The following is a 21,321-nucleotide window of genomic DNA, read 5'->3' on the forward strand; positions in this document are numbered from 1 at the left end:
GCAGAACGACGCCCCATGTTCGCGATTTCCCTGGAAGGAGTATGAGTGAGCCGTCCCGGTGATAAAGGTGATCGCAGTATTGCGCTTTTCCTATTGGCGTTGCTGCTTTTTAGTCCTCTTTTTTTATCTATTTTTAGTGATGAGAAGCTTGTGTGGGGTCTCCCGCCATTATTTCTATATCTCTTTGCCGCTTGGGGAGGAATTATAGCTGCGGTTGCCTGGTCTGCTTCGAAAGATGCTGATGATGCGACAAATGCAATTGATCCCAATGCACCGACAGTGATTGATACGCTGGTATCCGATACGAGCGCCGTGTCAGATAAAGAACTATCGACGGATCAGAATAAGAAATCTTCTTTAAAGGGTGATGGTCGTGCTGGTTGATTGGATCATCATACTTTCTTCTATCGGATATCTTCTTGTTCTCTTTGCTATTGCTTATTTCGCGGACAAGCGCGCGGAACGAGGGGCCGGGATTACATCACACCCCTATATCTACGCGCTTTCTCTAGGGGTCTATTGTACATCCTGGACATTTTACGGGTCGGTTGGCCGCGCGGCTTCAAGTGGTTTGGATTTTCTGCCCATTTATCTGGGACCTACCCTTGTTTTTGTTTTGTGGTGGCTGGTTGTTAAAAAGATCATCCGAATAACAAAGGCCCATCGTATAACATCAATTGCCGACTTCATATCTTCCCGGTACGGGAAAAGTACGCCTTTGAGTGCTTTGGTGACAGTGATCGCAGTTGTGGGAATTGTGCCCTATATATCCCTTCAACTTAAGGCGGTTGCCACCAGCTTTAATGTTTTAAAGCAATACCCCGAGGTGATCGCGCCTCTTAATTCGCCCCCAATCGCCACTGTTGCGGATACAGCCTTTTGGGTGGCATTGGTTCTGGCAATCTTTGCGATCCTGTTTGGGACGCGCCATATTGATAACAGTGAACATCACGATGGTGTCGTGGTGGCGATTGCCTTTGAATCCGTTGTGAAGCTTCTTGCCTTTTTAGCAGTCGGGATTTTTGTGACCTTTGGGCTTTATGACGGTTTTGGTGATCTCTTTCAGCAGGCGTCACGTGTACCGGAGCTTCTACAGTTGATGACCTTTGAAAAGGAGGGCGCCTATACAACATGGGTGACGTTGACGACCTTATCCATGGTTGCTGCGGTGTGTTTGCCGCGACAGTTTCAGGTTATTGCTGTCGAGAACGTTAACGAACCCGAGCTTCGAAAAGGCGTATGGCTTTTCCCACTCTACCTGCTTGCCATTAATATTTTTGTTTTGCCCATTGCGTTGGGCGGGATGCTCCAATTTCCGCGCGGGGATGTAAACGCAGATACTTTCATCCTCACCCTTCCCATGGCTCACGAGCAAGAGATGTTGGCCCTGTTGGTGTTTTTGGGGGGACTCTCTGCTGCGACCTCTATGGTGATTGTTGCGACAATTGCCCTCAGCACGATGGTTTGTAATGATTTGGTGATGCCAGTGCTCTTGCGGTGGAACTGGCTTGGCCTGAAGCGAAAAAGTGATTTTACAGGCGTCCTGCTTTTTGTTCGTCGCAGTAGTATCATTCTTATTCTCTTGTTTGGATATGCCTACTTCCGCTTCTTGGGCGAGAGTGACGCGCTTGTCACCATTGGCTTGATTTCCTTTGCCGCAGTTTTCCAGTTTGCGCCAGCTATGATCGGGGGAATGTTCTGGAAAGGCGGAAATCGTAAAGGAGCGTTGGTTGGACTGTCTTTGGGATTTGTTGTTTGGGCCTATACGCTTCTTCTACCTGCTTTTGCGAAATCAGGACTATTGCCCATTACGTTTATTGCCGCTGGTCCCCTGGGCATTGAACTATTCAGGCCCTATGAGTTATTCGGATTGCAGGGATTGGATCATTTAACCCATGCGCTTTTCTGGACGACGGTCTTTAACGCCGGTGCATATGTGTTTGTATCGCTCTATACACGACACTCTGCGATTGAGCGTGTACAAGGGGCGCTATTTGTCGATGTCTATCGGTATGCCGACCAAGGACCGCGTTCGCAGTTATGGCAGGGATCTGCCTCTGTAGAAGACTTGTTCAACCTTCTTGTTCGTTTTTTAGGGCGAGCCAGAGCAGACAGAGCTTTCAGCGGATATTTTAGAGATCGAGGTTTGGAACGCAGGCGTGTTATTACGGCTGATGCAGACTTGGTTCACTTAACAGAACGTCTTCTTTCCGGTGCCATTGGTGCAGCGTCTGCCCGTGTAATGATTTCTTCAGTTGTGAAGGGGGAAGTTGTCCGCCTTGAAGAGGTCATGACTATTCTGGATGAAACTTCACAGGTTATTGAATATAGCCAAAGCCTGGAGCAGAAATCCAAGGAACTGGAAAGCACGACGGCGCAGTTACGAGCTGCAAATGAACGCCTGCAGGAGCTTGATCGCCTAAAAGATGAATTTTTATCGACAGTTAGTCATGAGCTCAGAACACCGTTGACTTCAATTCGATCTTTCAGTGAAATTTTGAGCGATCATCCTGACCTGGAAGACGAGGAGAAAAGCAGATTTTTAGAAATCATTGTTAAAGAGAGTGTTCGATTAACGCGTCTTATAAATCAGGTTCTTGATCTTGCAAAAATAGAAGCGGGACAAATGGAATGGATCTTTGAAGATCTGGATATCCCACAAGTTGTTGAGAACTCGATGGATACGATGTCTGCAATTCTGAGTGAGAAAGAGATCGTTCTTGATGTTGATTTTGCGACTGATTTACCTATGATCAGAGGGGATCGAGACAGACTGATGCAGGTGTTTGTGAACTTGCTGTCCAATGCCATCAAGTTTTGTGATGAGGAGCGCGGATGGGTTAAGGTTTCTGTATTCCTGCAAGGGCAAGAAATTGTGATTACCGTCGCTGATAATGGGCAAGGAGTGCCTTGGCAAGCGCGTGAACGTATCTTTGAAAAGTTTCACCAATCCCGCGAAGGGTTAGCTGATAAGCCTCATGGAACTGGATTGGGCTTGAGCATTTCGCGTCAAATTGTTGAATATTTTGACGGGCGTCTAGAGTTGGTTGACACAAGCAGTAAGGGATCTGTTTTTGGCGTCTTTTTGCCTCTACAAGCTGAGCAGGTAATCGCGAAAGCTGGTGAGTAGGATTATGGAATTTAGATCTGGATAATCTTTGACGGGCGATGATTGCTTCTGGCTGTTCAATAGGGTAAAACCGCATCAACGCAGGGCTGCCTGTACTTATACAATAAGCATATAATTGGAGCGCCGAATGGCATCATATCAGTATATCTACCAAATGGATGGGGTATCTAAAACTTTCCCCGGTGGAAAACAGGTTCTAAAAAACATTCATTTGAACTTTCTTCCTGGCGCTAAGATCGGTGTTCTGGGCTTGAACGGTTCAGGTAAATCTACCCTGATGAAAGTTATGGCGGGTCTTGATAACGAAATTAATGGTGAAGCGCGGGCTGCCGACGGCGTAAAGGTTGGGTATCTACCTCAGGAACCTCAACTTGATCCTGATAAGGATGTTGCTGGTAATGTTTTTGAGGGCGTTGCTGAAACGAAAGCATTACTTGAAAACTTTGAAGCCCTGAGTGCGAGATTTGCCGAAGTTGATCCAGATGAAATGGATGATCTGATTACACAACAAGGTGAGCTTCAGGAAAAAATCGATGCACTAGATGCATGGGATCTGGATCGTCAGGTTGAAATTGCGATGGATGCACTACGCTGTCCGCCAGGTGATGCCGATGTAACAAAGCTGTCTGGTGGTGAGCGTCGCCGTGTTGCGCTGTGCCAATTGCTTTTATCTAGCCCGGATATGCTTCTTCTCGATGAGCCAACCAACCACTTGGATGCTGAGTCCGTATCATGGCTGGAACGATTCTTGGAAGATTATAAAGGGACTGTTGTTTGCGTAACGCATGATAGATATTTCTTGGATAATGTTGCCGGCTGGATTTTGGAACTCGACCGTGGTGAGGGAATTCCGTACGAAGGAAACTACTCAAGCTGGCTGGAGCAAAAACAGAAACGTCTTGCTATTGAAGAAAAGCAAGAGAGTTCAAAGCAGAAGTTCCTGAAAGATGAATTGCAATGGGTGCGTCAGGGGGCCAAAGCGCGCCAGACTAAATCCAAAGCGCGTCTACAAGCTTACGAGACGTTGGTGCAGGAAGAAAGTTCCCGTGCTCCTGATCCTGGTCGTATTGTGATCCCGCCGGCTCCTCGGTTGGGAGATCTTGTTATCGAAGCTAATAACCTTTCAAAGGCTTTTGGTGACAAGCTTCTTATCGAAAATCTGAATTTCAAAATTCCGAAAGGGGCTATCGTTGGTATTATCGGTCCCAATGGTGCTGGTAAAACAACCCTGTTCAGAATGATTACAGGGCAAGAGCAACCAAATGAGGGGGCGCTGAATGTCGGTGAAACCGTAGAAATCGGTTATGTTGACCAAAGTCGTGATGCGCTTTCTGCTGATAAGAATGTGTGGGAAGAAATTTCTGACGGTCTTGATGTCATCGAAATTGGCAAACATACCTATCAATCCCGTTCTTATGTTGGGGCTTTCAACTTTAAAGGTGGTGATCAGCAGAAGAAGGTTGGTCAACTTTCCGGTGGTGAGCGAAATCGTGTGCATCTTGCAAAGATGTTGCGTAAGAGTGCGAACGTTATTCTTCTTGATGAACCAACAAACGATCTGGATGTGGATACATTGCGCTCGCTTGAGGAATCAATCCTCGAGTATAGTGGCTGTGTTCTGGTGACATCGCATGACCGTTGGTTCCTCGATCGTATTGCAACTCACATTCTCGCCTTCGAAGGGGATAGTCAGGTTGTCTGGTTTGAAGGTAACTATGAAGACTATGAAGCTGATCGTAAGCGTCGTTTGGGTGCTGAAGCTGATCAACCGCACCGTATTAAATATAAGCCACTTAAGCGCTAAGATCATTCGCATTTAGATCTGATTATAAAAAGCGCTGAAGCATTTATTGTTTCAGCGCTTTTTTGTTTCTTTTTTCTATATTGGAAAGTGCGAGAGTGTGGGGTGCTTACATAAAAAAGCCCCGGTTTTGATGCCCGGGGCTTTTATCGTTATTTCTAAGAGATATTTGATTACTTCTTAGCTATTTTCTTTTGGTGCAAAATCACCTGATTGTACTTTTTCGCGAAGTTTTGTGTTGAGTTCAGATAGATCACCACCCAAGCTTTTTAGTGCTGATGTGTAATCTGATCGATAGGTTGATCGTAGGCTGATGCCTTCAGCAGCTATATCCGTAATAATATAATCTGATGAATCATCTTTCTTTTCTATCCGCCATAAGATTTGCGCGGGTTCACCGTTTTCAGTTTTAACTTTACTAAAAACAATGAAGAAAGATTTTTTTGGAACAACCTTTGTAACTCTGAACTCTGAACCAGCGTACTGAGAGAAGGTGGGTAGAAAGCGTTGAACCATGACATCTTCAAAGATTGTTGTGAATTCTTTGCGATGGTCAGTTTCAGCTTTTCGCCAGTATTTCCCAATTACAAAACGAGCAATCCCTTCAACATCAAAGTTTTCATTAAGTAGTGCGCGGAATTGTTTTTCGCGCTCTTCTACTGAGACGTCTTCATTTGATAGCTGAGTGATTGCTTTTTCTTGCAGGGCTTTGAGAAACTGTCCTGCATCATCATCTGCGTTTGCTACGCCATTAAATGTAGCTAAACAGAAAACAGCCCCCACAAGGAGGGCTGCAATATTTTTTATAAAGCCTGTAACTCGCTTCATGACTTATTCCGCAAAAGACACTTGGTCATCATCTTCTGGGAAGATGTCGGTTAGTCCTGGAGCCAGTGTAGGTTCTGCTTCACCGTCATTGATCTCGTTTTCACGTTTTTGATGATAAAGCGAGCGAACACGTGCGTAAAAATCAACAGAATCACGTTTTAGCTCATCAACGGTTTCAATGTTACGCGATCGCTTGTCTATACCATCAGTAACTTTACGACCAATCAGAACTTCTGTTTTAGCAACATAAGTCAGCGGGTCGAGAAGAGCGTCACCAATCAGGCCAACACCATCGCGAACATTTGATGGGCCAAGGATTGGAAGGACAAGGTATGGACCTTCAGGAACACCCCATGTGCCCATAGTTTGTCCGAAGTCTTCTGAGTGATATTCTAGGCCTGTTTGGCTGGCAACATCAGCCAAACCACCAGCACCAGCAATGGTGTTGATGAGGAAGCGGGCGAAAGTATTTTCAGCCTTCTCAATATCACCTTGAAGCAGGTCGTTGGCAAGAATAACAGGCGTGTACGTATTTCTGATGAAATTTCGAACAGAATCCCGAATTGGAGAAGGAACCAAGAAGCGGTATCCCTCTGCAACAGGACGGAAAATGATTGTATCCGCAGCATCGTTAAACGCAAAAATAAAGCGGTTAACGGTCTCAATTGGATCATTGTCACCTTCGTCAACTGCGGTTGAGCCTTCGGTTTGCGCCCACTGGTCATCAGTGCTCGCATTGGCTTCGTCTTGCAGCGTTGAATTTGGTTTACTCGCACAGCCTGTTACAAAAATAGCAACAGCTGTAAAAGCCACCAAACGTTTAATCAGTCGAGAATTAATCTCGGACAAAATACCTAACCCCACGACATTTCGCCTATCATTTGTTTCTACGGTCATAACACTTGCTCACCAGAGACCCCCCTGACATTTGCTGACAATACAATAATATTGCAACACAAATGAATGTGAACAAAACAAAATATTTAAATGCTCTTTAAGGTAAAGACAGTACTTATCCTTAAAGACACTAAAACTTAGTATGGTTGATTATCACAGGCTTGATGGCAAAACCAGCCATAAGAGTAATTAAATGTGGTTGAAGAAATATATTGTTGTATTTTTGCACCACCCACGCTTGATTTGTTTCAGATTTTAAAGAATAAGTACGGACGAATCTTCCATAGAGTAATGTTTTTTTAATCTTTTTTTCTTCTGTGGTTTTTCGTTGGATTCGCTGAAATTGTGTTGTTTTGTTGTTCTTCATTATAGGGAATAGTGTCGTGATTCATCCCCGAAAGGTAGCGCCCTTGATCAGTTTTGAGGGCTGTGTGCCATCAGAATGGCTTGATTATAACGGGCATATGAACGTCGCTTATTACATGCACGTTTTTTGTGATGCGACAGATGCGTTCCTAGAATTTTTTGGTGTAACTGAGAGCTATCGACAGGAAATGAATTGTTCAACTTTTGTGGTCGAAAATCATGTGAACTATATGAAAGAGCTTCATCATGGTTCTGATATGAGAGTAGAGACCAGGTTACTCGGCTATGATCGCAAGAAGATGAGTTACCATCACTCTCTTTATAATGTTGACGAAGGTTATTTGGCTGCGACGTCTGAGTGGATATCTCTTCATGTGGATTTGAAAAAACGTGGGTCGTGTGAAATGCCGAATGCTCTGGTTGATAATTTAAAAGATATATACGAAGGTCAAAAAGACTTACCCTTGCCTGTTAATATAGGGCGATCAATAATGACGTGGAATAATAATAGCTGATCCAATCATCCTGATAATTTTGTTATCAGATAATTTGTTACCAGATAATTTGTTAGAGGCAAAACGAGTGAGCGTAAATTTACTTGAAGTTAAGAAGTTGATTTCTAACATTAAGATTATGAACAAAAGCCTTTGCCTTGCGGTTGTTGCTCTTTTCTGCGTTCAATTTTCTTCTACCGTTCTCGCAGCTTGTACAGATCCGGCTGGTGTTGATGTGAACTGGCAACGCTGTAACATGGATGGATTGAATCTGGATGATGTTCAGCTTTCGGGTGCTCGCTTGAGAGATACCAGTTTCTTACGCGGGTCGCTTAATCAAGCTGACCTGAAGAATGTTTCTGGCTTTAGAACTAAGTTTGTCAGTGCTTCATTAGTGGAGGCCGATTTCACAAAGGCTTCTTTGCCCGAAGCCGATTTTACTAAAGCTAAGTTACAAGGCGCTGATTTTACCAAGGCAAATTTAAAACGTGCGCGCCTTTTCAAAGCAATCCTGCGTGGGGCGAACCTGACGAAAGCAAAAATTGAAGGGGCGGATTTAACGGAAGCCGATTTATCTGGTGCTACATGGATTGATGGTAAGAGAATTTGTGCAGAGGGTTCAATTGGTCGCTGTATGTAATTTCTAAGTCGCAGTAAATTTTATGAGCGATTTTAAAAGATTGCTCTCGGTAATTTTACAAAAAAATACACTGTTCTTGTGGAACTATAATTTCCATAACGTTATAACGATTATTAGAACTATTAAATGCTATAGCTATGGATGGCGATCCTGCTTAATACAATTTGCACTTCTGATTTGCCTCAAAGGCTTGATAACTGCGGACTCTGGAAAGAGGGTTTGTACCCTAAGATTATTTTCAGTGATGCCACGCGCTGGAGGCGTTATGTCTGAGGATAAAGGCGCTCGGTTATCGCCATTGCAACAAATCCGGCAATTCATACAAAATGAACAGGTTATCTTATCGTCTTTGGCGGTAATTATTGGCGCGGCTGCGGGTCTTGCAGCCATGGCATTCCGTCATTTTATTGATCTTGTTCAGATGTTTTTTTATGGCTTTCAAGGTGAGAAGGTCTCTGTTGGTATTTCTGGATTACCGTGGTGGCAGATTGTTCTGGTCCCTGTCATTGGTGGTGGGATCGTTGGGTTATTTATTCGTTACTTCTTACCTGATGGTAAGCCACAGGGTGTTCCCCACGTGATTGAAGCAACAGCGCTCAAAGGCGGGCGTATGTCTTTGAAAATTGGCGTCAGGGCTGCAATTGCATCGGCTTTTTCCATCGGCGTTGGAGCCTCGGTTGGGCGTGAAGGGCCTGTTGTTCACCTGGGTGCGTCAATTGGCGCTTGGCTTTCCAAAAGATTGCATCTTGGTTATTCGCTTTTCCGAACGCTTTTAGGCTGTGGAGTTGCCGCAGCTATTGCTACCTCTTTTAATGCGCCTATTGCGGGGGTCTTTTTTGCGCTTGAGGTTGTTGTTGGTCACTACGCGCTTTCGGCATTTGCCCCGATTGTTATTGCTTCTGTTGTGGGGACGATTATCAGCCGTATTTATTATGGTGATTTTCCTGCCTTTATTTTGCCCAAAGCGATGTCTTTATCATCGTTCTGGGAGTTTCCCGCCTTTGCTATTCTGGGAATTATCTCGGCATTGGCGGCAATTGCCTTTATGTGGTCTGTAATTTTTGCTGAAGACACCTTTAAGAAACTGAATATCCCCTTTTGGTGTAAGCCAATGATCGGGGGACTGGCTTTGGGCGTCATGGCCCTTGTTTTTCCTCAAGTTCTTGGGGTGGGGTATGAGGCAACCGATGCGGCTTTGTCCGAGCTTTATCCCTTGTGGCTGTTATTGGCTCTGATTGTGGTTAAAACGATTGCAACGGCTGTTTCCCTGGGATCAGGATTCTCGGGTGGTGTCTTTTCACCGTCGATTTTCCTCGGGGCTATGGTTGGTGGTGCTTATGGAATTGTTGCGACCAGTATTTTTCCTGAACTTTCTTCCGGAACAGGCGCCTATACCGTTATAGGTATGGGAGCGGTTGCTGGCGCAGTGCTTGGTGCACCCGTTTCAACCATTTTGATGATATTCGAGCTGACAAACGATTATGCCTTAACCATTGCCGTCATGATCGCGACGTCTCTTTCAAGTGTGATCACACAGCAGGTTCATGGACGCTCTTTTTTCATGTGGCAACTTGAAAGGCGTGGGGTTGAAATTCGGGGCGGGCGTGAGGCCAGTCTGATGCGGTCTATTACAATATCGCATATGGTGCATTGTGAAGTTTCGACTGTTGATACGACTGCGGATTTACAGCATGTCAGGGAAGAGATCAGGAAAACGCGACTGGGGCAGATCTTCGTTATTGATGAAGAGGAACGGCTTAAAGGCTCGATCACCTTTATCGAGCTAGCTGATGGATTGGATTTGCAAGAAGAAAAGGGTGTTGCCTTAACCGCATTGGATATTGCGCGAACCAAAGCTGTTCAATTGGAAGAAGATTCCAATATCGAGCAAGCACTTCAGGCACATGGCGCAAGTGGGGAAGTTTATATCCCGGTGATTGATGAAGAAGGTATTCTTAAGGGTGTTTTGCATGAGCACGACGTGGCGCTGGCCTATAAAAAGGCCATGGAACAAGCCCGGGCAGAAGAACGTGGTGACATGTAATTTCTGCTAGAAGAGATGATTAGGTTCAAATTGTGTTGATATAAATAAAGGCTGAGAACGGTATATCGTTCTCAGCCTTTATTTTTAGCGAGTTTCTCTGAAAGAGATCTAATCTTCCAGAAGATATCCAGCCTTTAGGGGCTTATTTCCCGCAACTTTCCCTACGACGAGGCCAGGTTTCACAGCTTTATGCTGTCGGCGCGTAAAGAAAATTCCATCTGTTCCAGCATAGATTGGTGTGCGTGATTGGGTTGGGTCTTCTGTTGCGGGATCAATCAAGGTTGCGATCTGATCGCCCTTTTTCACGATTTCCCCCAGCTCTTTACAATAGGTTACAAAGCCTGCACCCGGTGAGGGAATGATTTCGCATGCGTCTGTACCAGTTGCTTCACACAAAGGAGTAGGTAGAGGACCTGCATCGCCTTCGATCAGACCACGGCGAACAAAGAATTTATAGAGCGCGTCAGCATCCTTTGCCGCTATCTCGTCCGATACATCAGGGCGACCTCGATGTTCAACAGTCATTGACATGGTTGCTTGTGGAATTGCTGCATCCGGGAAAAGGCGAGAGAGTTCAGCCCATGGGCGGGTATATACTTCGTCGAAGCTCCCGCCACCTGAATTTTCAGCCATCATGATAGCTCTTGCGCCAAAGTCGGCGGCAAAATCCTTACAATCCGGCCAGTTGAGATCAGAGATATAAAGATAGGGTAGAGATTCGTCATCACAATGCAGATCGAATACATAGTCAGCGCGGGCGGCTTCTTTTGCTAATATTTTACGAAGGCTGGCAAACTCGCTCGTTGGTGTGATCTCGGCTAGAGCGTCCTGCATAACGGTGCGGATCAGCTTTACATTGTCTTCTTCATCTTTACCGAGTTTCCCTACAAGGCGATTTTGCGTCATCGCTGTCAGATCATACCACCCCCGGTTAAAGTTACCATCGCCGCCACGATGAACACGACCAAGAAGCATGTCATCTTCAAATTGATCGAGTCCAATCGGATTGGCAAAGGGAACGACGACGATTTCGCCTTTTAGTAATCCTTGTTGATCCGCTTCTTCAAGGCGTTGAAGTAGATGGTGGGTACAGGCCATGGCCGGCGTTTCATCGGCATGTAGACAGGCCTGAACATAGGCAATTTTACCATTAGTGCCTGCACCGTAACGATGCATGATGACGACCCGTTGTGTACTTGGTGTTTCAGAAAGTAGCGCGTGGCGCTCTGTAATACGGGCCATGTTTTTTCCTGTATATTCTTGTGATCTAGAGTTTTGCATAACATAAAGAGTTGTTTGATCTTTAGGTCAAGAGGTAAAAGTGGATGAGCTTGCTGAGAAGCTGCGCTATAAACCAATCATGATAGACGAATCGCAAATGCAAAACGACGGGCTGTCGCCCTATCTTACCGGTCTTAATGAATCGCAGATGGATGCGGTTCAGACCACGGATGGACCTGTTCTTGTTCTGGCTGGCGCCGGAACGGGGAAAACGCGTGTTCTAACCACGCGGCTTGCTCATATTTTGGCAACGGGGAAAGCTTTCCCCGGTCAGGTTCTGGCTGTGACCTTTACCAACAAAGCCGCGCAAGAGATGAAAGAGCGTGTTGCTTCGATTTTGAATGAGCCAACTGTTGAGCGCTGGTGGTTGGGAACTTTCCATGCCATCGCGGTTCGTATGCTGCGGGCCCATGCGGAGAAGGTTGGTCTTGGGTCTGATTTTGCTATTATCGATACAGATGATCAGCTTCGTCTCGTCAAACAGTTGCTGAAAGAAAGTAACCTGGATGATAAAAAATGGCCGCCCAAATCAGTACTTGGGGTGATCCAACGCTGGAAGGACCGAGGTCAAACGCCTGATCATGTTTCTGCCAGTGAAGCCAAAGAGTTTGCTGGCGGGCGTATTCATAAAATTTACCAGAGTTATCAACAGCGAATGAAAGAGCTCAACGCCTGTGATTTTGGTGATTTGCTGTTGCATACCCTGGTGATATTCCAGACATATCCTGATGTACTGGCGGATTACCATCGGCGTTTCCATTATATTCTGGTTGATGAGTATCAGGATACCAACGTGGCCCAATATCTATGGTTACGTCTTCTAGCGCAGGGGCATCAAAATGTGTGCTGCGTTGGGGACGATGATCAATCCATCTATGGATGGCGTGGGGCAGAGGTTGGTAATATCCTCCGTTTTGAAAAAGATTTCCCCGGCGCAAAAGTGGTGCGTCTAGAACGGAATTACCGTTCGACCGGGCGCATACTTGCTGCGGCTTCTTCTGTCATCAGCCATAATGAAGGGCGTCTGGGCAAGACACTTTGGACGGATGATGACGAAGGGGAAATGCTTCGTGTTCGCGGACTCTGGGATGGGGAAGCCGAAGCCCGCTTTGTCGGCGAAGAAACGGAAAGCTTACAGCGTCAAGGGCAATCACTGGATCAGATTGCTGTGCTTGTCCGAACGGGGGCAATGACCCGTGAATTTGAAGAGCGGTTTTTGACGCTGGGTATTCCTTATAGGGTGATTGGGGGCGCGCGCTTCTACGAGCGTCTGGAGATACGAGATGCGTTGGCATATCTGCGCCTTGTGAATTCTGCCGATGACAGTCTGGCATTTGAGCGTGTCATCAATACCCCCAAAAGAGGGCTTGGTCCTGCTGCGGTTAGTGTTGTTCACCAGCTAGCCCGCCAGATTGAAACATCGCTGTTTAAAGCTGCGCAGGAAATTGTTGAGACCGATGAATTGCGCCCTGCTGCGCGGAAATCCATGGCAGGTTTTGTTGCGCAAGTTGAACGCTGGCAGAGTCTAAAAGGTGATATGCCACATCCGGAACTTGCTGATCTTATTCTGGAAGAAAGCGGCTATCTGGAATTCTGGCAGAATGATAAATCAGTTGAGGCCAAAGGGCGTGTTGAGAACCTGCGTGAATTGGTGAATGCCTTGGGCGAGTTTGAAAGCCTTCCTGATTTTCTAGAACACGTCAGCCTTGTAATGGACACCAACAGCCAACAGAATCAAGAAATGGTTTCTATCATGACCTTGCATGGTGCCAAAGGACTTGAGTTTGAAACTGTTTTCTTGCCCGGTTGGGAAGAAGGTCTCTTTCCGAACCAACGCGCAATGGATGAGCAAGGTCTTAAAGGGCTGGAAGAAGAGCGTCGATTGGCTTATGTGGGATTAACCCGTGCCAGAGAACGTGCTATCATTTCCTTTGCGGCGAACAGGCGTATGCATGGTTCCTGGGCCTCGGCAATCCCGTCACGATTTGTCGATGAGCTTCCTCATGAACACATTGAGCGGGAAAGTGATCGAGGTATCTACTCTGCGCCACTAGAGCCGTCTTATGGTGGTTTTGGCTCTGGTAGAGGGTGGCAAGATAATGATCGTGGAAGCCCAGGAATGCAGCGGGCCAGAAGTTATTCAGGCGGTGAATCTCAGCTTGTACGACAAGCGGCGCAGAAAGTTTCTGAAAGTAAAAGTGGTTTTGGGCGCGGAGAACGGGTTTTTCACCAAAAGTTCGGCTATGGGCTGGTCTCTTCGGTTGAAGGGGAACGCCTAACAATTTCATTTGATAAAGCTGGAAGCAAAAAAGTTCTGAGCAACTTTGTCGTTCCCGCCGAAAAAGCAGGTATGTAATGAGAGAAGATAATTCCGCAGTTTGGGTTGTTGCCCTTGATATACAAGAGGTCAATTTACCTATTTATGAACTTGCTCTGGAACCACTTGATGGTGCGATTGTCACAACGAACCCTAACGAAGCAGGCATTGTTTCCGTTAAGGTATATGTTGATGGCAAACCATCTGATGAACAGGTGAACAACATTTTAACAAGCACTGCCGAAATTATTGGCGGCGATGTTCCTGAGATAACGATCGAGCAGCTACCCGATGTTGATTGGGTGACCGAAAGTCAAAAGGCTTTACCGCCAATTGTCGCGGGGAAGTTTTTTGTTCACGGATCACATGTAACAGAGCAGCCACCGGAAGGTTCTGTTCCTCTTTTGATAGAGGCAAACGTTGCTTTTGGTACGGGGCAGCACGATACGACAAAAGGTTGCCTGATTGCACTCACGGATTTGGCCGAGAACAAAAAAGTTGCCAATGCATTGGATATGGGGTGTGGATCAGGAATCTTGTCCATGGGAATCAAAATCTTGTGGGATTGTCCTGTCCTTGGAGTTGATATTGATGCTGATTCTGTTCGCGTTGCGCTGGAAAATGCCGACTTGAATAATGTTTCGGACATTACCGGTGTTTGCGGGGACGGCTATAATGCGCCGGAAGTCACTGCGCGTGGTCCCTATGATCTGATTGCTGCAAACATTCTTGCTGAACCGCTTTGCCAGATGGCGCCTTTGTTGGAAAAGAACTTGGCCGAAGGCGGTGTTGCTGTACTTTCCGGACTGTTGATCACACAGCAAGATAAAGTGGTGAAAGCGCATGAAGCTCTGGGGTTGAAAGTTATTCGTGAACTTCATTTAGGTGAATGGGCGACACTGGTTTTATCGCGATAAAAGCTTAGTCATATCATCTAAAGTTAAAAAAGCCCTCTGTTGGATGAACAGGGGGCTTTCTCGTTTTGACATATCTTTTGGAACAAACAAAAAACGCGCCGGATTTTCCGGCGCGTTTCAACAAGTAGTGCTGCAAGCAAAAGGGGGGTTATGCTGCGCGTACCACCTTGCTGTTGTTTTCAGCTTCTTTAGTTTCTTTTGTAGAAACGAAGTCTGAAGAAGAAAGGAAAGAGAAACCTGGCTCAAAAGTTTTGGTTTCTTTTTCTGCGGCTTCAGCATAAAGGCTGTTTACAGTTGCTTCGATGTTACCGCGGCTTAGGCCGATGTCGTTCAATTCGCGATCGTTAAGATCCCAAAGCTGATTTACAGTTGCACGGCGTTCCATGTAGTTTTTGAAGTTCTGAACAAGGCCAGAAATAGCTGCATAGATGCGGTATGTTTTTGTATAGCGGTGTGGTGCCACAGTTACGAATACAGGCTGGTTAGCAATTTCGTTGGCCGCGAATACGAATTTATCTTCTCTCATGATCATTTCTCCTAGATCAGTTAATGCGGCCGACTATGTCTTTCTATTGCCGCTGTGTTGTTGCACTATATCTAGCTCATTAAAGTTTTTTCGGTAGCGGTGATTCTGCACCACAGCCATGCATTTTGAGCATAATTTCAATTTTTGTGATGTAAGCTTTTGAAAATAAATGATTTAGCATTATGCAAAAGCAAGTGTTGTTATGTTTTAGTGGCTCGGATAATCTGCTGAAAACCTGATTGTATATTGTATAAGGATTGTAAAATGCCCGAAACGGCCACTCTTGACCATGCTGCTCGACTAAAAGCACTGCGCGACCAACTGGCATCAGAAGGTGTTGACGGCTTTATTATTCCCAGAACTGATGAGCACCAGGGAGAATACGTTCCGCCACAAGCCCAGAGGCTGGCATGGTTGAGCGGCTTTACCGGATCGGCTGGGCTTGCGACTGTTCTTATGGACCGGGCTGCAATCTTTGTAGATGGGCGCTATACAATTCAAGTTCGCCAAGAGGTAAGTGAGCAGCTTTTTACCTATCAGCATTTGGTCGAAGAACCGGCGCATCAATGGCTGGAAGATAATGTGTCCGCCGGTATGCGTATTGCCTATGATCCTTGGTTGCAGAGTGAGAACCAAATCAAAGCCTTGCGCAAAGGCGTTGAAAAGGCAGGGGCGGTTCTGGTTCCTCTTTCGGAAAATCCGCTTGATAAGGTCTGGCTGGACCAGCCTGCGCGACCTTGCACTAAATCCATGCCATACGATTTGAAGCATGCTGGGAAATCTTCACGCGATAAGCGGGAGGAGGTTGGCAAGCTGCTTACAAAATCAGATGCGGACTGCGCGGTACTGAGTTTACCCGACTCTGTCGCATGGCTTTTGAATGTTCGGGGCGAAGATGTGGATCATACGCCGTTGGTTCTTTCCTTTGCTGTTGTGCATGTCGATGGTGCCGTCCAGTGGTTTGTTGATTCAGAGAAGGTAACAAGTGAAACCCTTTCAGCATTGGATAATCAGGTTGAGGTCGCTGAACCGGGAACGCTGGAAGCACGCCTCGAGGTTTTTGCTCGTGAGGGCAAGAAAGTTTTGGTTGATCCTGCAACCTGCCCGGAACGTATCACGGCCCTACTGGAAGAAAGCGGAGCTCAGCTTGTTCGCGACATGGATCCTGTCAGCCTGCCAAAGGCCAGAAAGAATACGTCTGAACTGGACGGTATCCGCGCTGCACATGTGCGCGATGGTGCGGCGATGGTTCGGTTCCTCAAGTGGGTAACGGAAACAGCGACAGAACGGGCAGGGACTGATAACCCTGTGACCGAAATGGAAGCGGCTGAAAAACTCAGAGTATTCAGAGAAGAGGTGCCTTTATATAAAGATATCTCTTTCGATACGATATCCGGTGCTGGTCCCAATGGCGCGCTTTGTCACTATAAAGTAAGTGACGAGAGTTCTCTGCCGCTTAACAAGGATGAAATTTTCCTGATCGATTCCGGCGGGCAATATCTGGATGGTACAACCGATATCACACGTACGGTTATTATCGGCACGCCGAACGCAGAAATGAAGGATCGTTTTACCCGCGTCCTGATGGGGCACATTTCGCTCTCAACGGCAAAGTTTCCGAAAGGGACAAACGGTATTCAACTGGATAGTCTCGCCAGGCGTCCACTTTGGGATGCAGGTCTGGATTACGATCATGGTACCGGACACGGTGTTGGCTGTTTTCTTGGTGTACATGAAGGCCCACAGCGTATTGCGAAAGCTTCATCACCAGTGGCTTTGGAGCCCGGCATGTTTCTGTCCAATGAACCCGGCTACTACAAAGCGGGGGAATATGGCATTCGTATTGAAAACCTGATGATCGTACGTGATGCGGGACAGATGGTTGGCTTGGATATACCGCTATATGATTTTGAAACCGTCACCTTGTGTCCGATTGATTTACGTTTGATTGAGCCTGCCTTGATGAGTACGGCTGAGATTAAATGGCTGAATGAGTATCATGCCTGGGTTCGTAAAGAATTGACGCCTTTGCTTGATGAAGAGCATGCGGCGTGGCTTGAAACTGTGACACAATCGATTTGATTTTGTGCCGGCTCTTTGGTTTTGGACCAGAGAGCCGGCAATTTATATATGGCTGTCTTTGTTCTGATTTCGTAACCATGTCAGGAACTTCTTTAGATGCGGGGGAAGGATGCCTTGTTTGTAAACGAGGTGGTATCCGGTGAGTTTGTCTCCCGTGAGCGAGAATAGCTCGACTAGTTGATTATTTTTAATATCTTCCTGCACCCAATTAGAGGGTAACACGCCGACACCTTGTCCATCACGAATAGCATCCTTGGTAAGATATCCTGATAAGTGAATTTTTGCATGATGCGTGTGAAAATCAATTTTATGATGCTTAAGCCAAAGCTGCCATTCCGACTGTTGGTGATCTATATCGCACACCCAAGGTAATTTCATCAAATCTTTAGGTTCTTTGATCTGGATATCTTTCAGGAGTTCAGGCGATACAACGATACTGGTGTAACTGGGCATAAGTTGTTCGACGTTGAAACCGGGCCAATTTCCGGTGCCGTATCGTATCGCAAGATCGTAGTCATCCCGGCGAAGATCTACGACTTCGCTATTAGCATTTAGCAAAATTTCAATATCAGGATGTTGTTTGCGGAAATCCGCCAAACGCGGCATGAGCCAGAAATTCACGAAGGTCGGCGTCATCGTAATACGCAAGGGGCGATCAGTTGTACTGTCTTTGAGATCTTTGACCGCATCATCAATGATATCAAAGCTTTTACCGAGTTCAGCGCCGAGACGGAGGCCAGACTCAGTAGGTACAACACCCCTGCCTTCGCGTTGGGTTAGCGTCGTGCCAAACCACTCTTCCAGTTTTTTTATTTGTTGGGCAACTGCGGCGTGAGTCACGTTCAACTCTTTGGCGGCGTGGCTTAGGTTGCGATGCCGTACGACCGCTTCGAAGGCGCGTAGACTGGAAAGAGAGGGAAAGTTACGCATTAAATGTAAGAAAATCTAACATTGTAAGATTTTTCCTGATTTGAATTGGAATTCATTTCGCCTGATATTTAAGATAATAATTATCTGGAAGGAATGGATCAATGATAAATATTCTAGGAAAAACTTACATTTTAGCCACAAGATTAGAGAACCATGGTGTGTTTGCTGATCGCGGAAATTTTGAACAAGAAACTATAAACCATAAGGTTGAGAGACCAAGGAAACTAAAAAAGGAAAACTTGAAGTTCAAAACAGGTAGCTTTTTCAAATTTCTAAATTCACCTTCTCAGTGTCCTTCTCATTAATTTCGGGGGGCATTAAGTTCAGGTCTTTGCATCGTATAAGGGAAACACATTATGTTGGCGCTCGACCATCATTTTGATTTTAAAGGGCAGTCCGTGGCATGGGGTGTGATTGGTGATGGGGAGCCACTTGTTCTTATTCATGGTACACCCTTTTCATCGCAAGTCTGGCGCCGGATTGCTCCTTTACTAGCTCGTAAATGGCGAGTCTATTATTTCGACCTCTGTGGGTATGGGCAGTCTGAAAAAAGAGAGGGGCTGGATGTCTCTCTGGGGGTGCAGAATGAGCTTCTATCAGCGCTGGTTTATCATTGGCAACTTGTTAAACCGGCTATTCTTGCACATGATTTTGGTGGGGCAACGGCTTTGCGTGCCCATTATTTAAATGGGCTGGACTATGCGCAATTGACCTTGGTCGATCCGGTGGCGCTGTCTCCTTGGGGATCTCCTTTTGTTCAACACGTGAGGAAACATGAAGCTGCCTTTGCGGGTAATCCAGACTATATTCATGATGCTGTTTTGCGGGCCTATATTCAGGGTGCTGCTTACAATAAGTTGGATGAAGAAGCATTGTCCGTCTATATGGGGCCTTGGCAAGGTGATGTTGGGAAGGCGGCATTTTACCGGCAAATCGGGCAAATGGACCAACGTTATACTAATGAAATATCTGTTCAATATTCCCCTATGGAGTGCCCTCTTCACATTATATGGGGTGAAGAAGATACTTGGATACCGTTGTCTCAGGGCAAGAAGTTGGCAGAGGCTCTTAATAATGGCCGAATTTCCATTGTGCCTAGTGCTGGACATCTCGTGCAAGAAGATCGCCCAGAAGCAATCGTGGCTGCAATGTTATGATGACTCGGCGGCATTTTGATAGATTGATCTCTATTCTGGGGCCTAAAGCTTAGTCATGTTGCGGCACTATATTCTCTTTGAGAGAAGGCTTTGATTTCAGCATTTTAGCTGAAGCGAGGAAGGCTCCACCAACAATGAGCAGACAAGCGAGGGCAGTGATCCAGCTTGCATCGGCCAAACCGACAGAAATTAGCAATAAAGTGCTGAGAAGCGGAGCCCCATAAGAGAGGGCACCTAATACCTGAATATCACCATGCTTTGTACCGTAATCCCAGACAAAAAATGCGAGGCCAACAGGTCCTAACCCAAGGGCCAGAATTGCTAACGATTGGGTTCCTGTCGGTGTCACCCACGTTTCTGTGCCGAGGTGGAAAATCAACCCAAGAAAAGCTGTCGCCCCGCAAAAACCGGTGACAGCATCGCTTGGAACATCTTTGAATTTCCTGTTTATCACAGAATAGCCTGACCACGTCAGGGCACAGACGATTGCGGCTAAATAACCTATATAATAATCGCTATTCCAAGATAAACTTTGCCCTTTGGTGACGATCAGGATGGCGCCTGCCAGGCCGGTTAAAGTGCCAGCAATGTGGAACCAGTAAAGACGCTCGCCCGGCAGCAAGGTAGAGAAGAAGACAATAAGGAGTGGCCAGAGGAATGCAATCAGGCTTGCTTCAACTGCTGGGGCATTGTGTAGGGCAATAAAATAGAACAGGTGATAGCCGAAAAGGCCACTAACAGAGATGATCCATACAATTGGTCTTTGCTTTAAACTTTGAAAAGATTTTTTACCTTTACATGCCAGAACAATAAGACCGGATACAAAGGCAATAAAGAATGTGAGTGTTAAGAGTTGGAAGGTTGGAATACCTTTTGCCCAAGTTGTAAAAAGAGCCAAAAGCGCCCATAAAAGGATGGCAACCATACCGATAATCGTGGCGCGCATATTATGGTTAGATGAGGATGTCATTTCTGTCTGGTTCCAAAAGTGTGTGGGCCAAAGATAAGACTTGGAATGTATAGATTTTAGCCGCGTTGTCTTGTCTCGGGTTCTGTTTATTTGGACCAGGATTCTGTTTTTCGGATTTCTGCTTCAGGTTTTATTGTGGAGTGTGCGGTCGTTACCAGGCGTGATCCCAAAGCTATTACGATAGGCACGGTTGAAACTGCTTTGGTCTGAATATCCTGTGTCCTGCGCTATTTCTATCAGAGAAAGCTTGGTATTTAAAACGAGTTGCCGGGCATGCTCCAACTTCAAGCCTGTTTGAAATTTTTGTGGTGAATACCCCAGATAATTACTGAAGAGCGCATGTAGATGGCTCACCGAGAGACAAGCCTGTTCAGCGATATCTTTTGAAGACAATTTTCTTGTGTGGTTCTGCTTGATGAACTTCAAAGCTTTTTGCAGTTTTTCTGGCAACTTGTTATCTGCAGAATTATTTCTATCTGCAAGGGCCAGCAAAAACAGCTTAATACTTTGCTCTCCGATAGAAGTCATGGCCTGATCTTTTAATTCTCCTGTGTCTTTAAATTCCGAGGCCGTAAATAGGCTCAGATTTAACAGACCTTCGTCGAGTGGAAAAAGAATCTGATTGTGCGCACTATCCCATAGTGAATTGAGTTCAGGCATGTAGTTGGCATCGGTAAAGTCAAAATCGACGACGGTAAAGCTGTTTGGATTAATACTTCTGAAAGCGTGGGTATCGTTGGCAGTTATAATGGCAACCTGATCTATTCTGGCAACACCTGAAGATTGCTCGGCCTCTAGCTCTAATTCACCTTTGTGCGGAATAATCAGTTGGTGAAACGTGCTGTGACTGTGGCTTTTTATATCACTTGTATAACTACGGCGGCTTGCTTTCATTTTTGTATCTTAGCAGGGAGAATAACAAAGCCAAGAATATGCGGAGT

General features: G+C 46.0%; 17 protein-coding genes. 10 read left to right on the forward strand and 7 right to left on the reverse strand.

The window, feature by feature from the left end; translation table 11 throughout:
* The first annotated feature begins 45 nt into the window (after positions 1-45).
* The 3 genes from WH96_RS12180 to ettA all read left to right on the forward strand — a co-directional run bounded on the left by WH96_RS12180 (position 46) and on the right by ettA (position 4,934).
* Positions 46-384 (forward strand): hypothetical protein, encoded by a 339-nt coding sequence (locus tag WH96_RS12180; RefSeq protein ID WP_047764436.1) that lies wholly within the window; start codon positions 46-48, stop codon positions 382-384.
* Positions 368-3,130 carry a sensor histidine kinase gene (locus tag WH96_RS12185; RefSeq protein ID WP_245629485.1) on the forward strand — a complete coding sequence of 921 codons (2,763 nt, stop codon included), beginning with the start codon at positions 368-370 and terminating at the stop codon, positions 3,128-3,130. The genes WH96_RS12180 and WH96_RS12185 overlap by 17 nt, the downstream gene beginning before the upstream one ends.
* A gap of 127 nt (positions 3,131-3,257) precedes the next feature.
* Positions 3,258-4,934 carry an energy-dependent translational throttle protein EttA gene (gene ettA / locus WH96_RS12190; RefSeq protein ID WP_047764438.1) on the forward strand — a complete coding sequence of 559 codons (1,677 nt, stop codon included), beginning with the start codon at positions 3,258-3,260 and terminating at the stop codon, positions 4,932-4,934.
* A gap of 177 nt (positions 4,935-5,111) precedes the next feature.
* Here the strand turns inward: ettA and WH96_RS12195 are convergent, their stop codons facing one another.
* The gene (locus WH96_RS12195; RefSeq protein WP_047764439.1) at positions 5,112-5,759 is read right to left on the reverse strand and encodes an MlaC/ttg2D family ABC transporter substrate-binding protein; all 648 of its coding nucleotides are present in this window, start codon (positions 5,757-5,759) and stop codon (positions 5,112-5,114) included.
* Positions 5,760-5,762: 3 nt separating this feature from the next.
* Positions 5,763-6,656: an MlaA family lipoprotein gene (locus tag WH96_RS12200; protein WP_053005883.1), complete on the reverse strand. Its 894-nt coding sequence runs from the start codon at positions 6,654-6,656 to the stop codon at positions 5,763-5,765.
* A gap of 383 nt (positions 6,657-7,039) precedes the next feature.
* Here WH96_RS12200 and WH96_RS12210 point away from each other — a divergent pair, with 383 nt between their 5' ends.
* The 3 genes from WH96_RS12210 (at position 7,040) to WH96_RS12220 (ending at position 10,200) form a co-directional block, all read left to right on the forward strand.
* Entirely contained in the window at positions 7,040-7,537 is a 498-nt protein-coding gene (locus tag WH96_RS12210) for a thioesterase family protein (protein WP_053005884.1), read from the forward strand.
* Between the two features lie 67 nt (positions 7,538-7,604).
* The gene (locus WH96_RS12215; protein ID WP_245629486.1) at positions 7,605-8,156 is read left to right on the forward strand and encodes a pentapeptide repeat-containing protein; all 552 of its coding nucleotides are present in this window, start codon (positions 7,605-7,607) and stop codon (positions 8,154-8,156) included.
* Between the two features lie 265 nt (positions 8,157-8,421).
* Positions 8,422-10,200, forward strand: coding sequence for a chloride channel protein (locus tag WH96_RS12220; RefSeq protein ID WP_047764579.1), 1,779 nt, complete (start codon positions 8,422-8,424; stop codon positions 10,198-10,200).
* A 108-nt stretch (positions 10,201-10,308) separates the two neighbouring features.
* On the opposite strand, the gene WH96_RS12225 is transcribed toward WH96_RS12220, so the two are convergent.
* The gene (locus tag WH96_RS12225; RefSeq protein WP_047764441.1) at positions 10,309-11,442 is read right to left on the reverse strand and encodes a succinylglutamate desuccinylase/aspartoacylase family protein; all 1,134 of its coding nucleotides are present in this window, start codon (positions 11,440-11,442) and stop codon (positions 10,309-10,311) included.
* 118 nt (positions 11,443-11,560) lie between these two features.
* On the opposite strand from WH96_RS12225, the gene WH96_RS12230 reads away from it, so the two are divergent.
* Complete coding sequence (locus WH96_RS12230; RefSeq protein ID WP_047764580.1) at positions 11,561-13,837, forward strand: ATP-dependent helicase; 2,277 nt, start codon at positions 11,561-11,563, stop codon at positions 13,835-13,837.
* Positions 13,837-14,715, forward strand: a complete 879-nt coding sequence (locus WH96_RS12235; RefSeq protein WP_047764442.1) for a 50S ribosomal protein L11 methyltransferase — start codon at positions 13,837-13,839, stop codon at positions 14,713-14,715. The genes WH96_RS12230 and WH96_RS12235 overlap by 1 nt, the downstream gene beginning before the upstream one ends.
* 148 nt (positions 14,716-14,863) lie before the next feature.
* On the opposite strand, the gene WH96_RS12240 is transcribed toward WH96_RS12235, so the two are convergent.
* Positions 14,864-15,241 carry a DUF1127 domain-containing protein gene (locus tag WH96_RS12240; RefSeq protein WP_047764443.1) on the reverse strand — a complete coding sequence of 126 codons (378 nt, stop codon included), beginning with the start codon at positions 15,239-15,241 and terminating at the stop codon, positions 14,864-14,866.
* Positions 15,242-15,505: 264 nt separating this feature from the next.
* On the opposite strand from WH96_RS12240, the gene WH96_RS12245 reads away from it, so the two are divergent.
* Positions 15,506-17,323 (forward strand): aminopeptidase P family protein, encoded by a 1,818-nt coding sequence (locus tag WH96_RS12245; RefSeq protein ID WP_047764444.1) that lies wholly within the window; start codon positions 15,506-15,508, stop codon positions 17,321-17,323.
* A 42-nt stretch (positions 17,324-17,365) separates the two neighbouring features.
* Here the strand turns inward: WH96_RS12245 and WH96_RS12250 are convergent, their stop codons facing one another.
* Entirely contained in the window at positions 17,366-18,253 is an 888-nt protein-coding gene (locus WH96_RS12250; RefSeq protein WP_047764445.1) for a LysR substrate-binding domain-containing protein, read from the reverse strand.
* A gap of 356 nt (positions 18,254-18,609) precedes the next feature.
* Here WH96_RS12250 and WH96_RS12260 point away from each other — a divergent pair, with 356 nt between their 5' ends.
* Positions 18,610-19,410 (forward strand): alpha/beta fold hydrolase, encoded by an 801-nt coding sequence (locus WH96_RS12260; protein ID WP_047764447.1) that lies wholly within the window; start codon positions 18,610-18,612, stop codon positions 19,408-19,410.
* A 49-nt stretch (positions 19,411-19,459) separates the two neighbouring features.
* On the opposite strand, the gene yddG is transcribed toward WH96_RS12260, so the two are convergent.
* Together yddG and WH96_RS12270 are read right to left on the reverse strand one after the other, a co-directional pair.
* On the reverse strand, positions 19,460-20,380 hold the full coding sequence (yddG, locus tag WH96_RS12265; protein ID WP_047764448.1) for an aromatic amino acid exporter YddG: 921 nt from the start codon (positions 20,378-20,380) through the stop codon (positions 19,460-19,462).
* A gap of 123 nt (positions 20,381-20,503) precedes the next feature.
* Positions 20,504-21,274 carry a helix-turn-helix domain-containing protein gene (locus WH96_RS12270; RefSeq protein WP_047764449.1) on the reverse strand — a complete coding sequence of 257 codons (771 nt, stop codon included), beginning with the start codon at positions 21,272-21,274 and terminating at the stop codon, positions 20,504-20,506.
* Positions 21,275-21,321 lie beyond the last annotated feature (47 nt).

The sequence above is a fragment of the Kiloniella spongiae genome, assembly GCF_001026905.1.
Classification (GTDB): domain Bacteria; phylum Pseudomonadota; class Alphaproteobacteria; order Kiloniellales; family Kiloniellaceae; genus Kiloniella; species Kiloniella spongiae.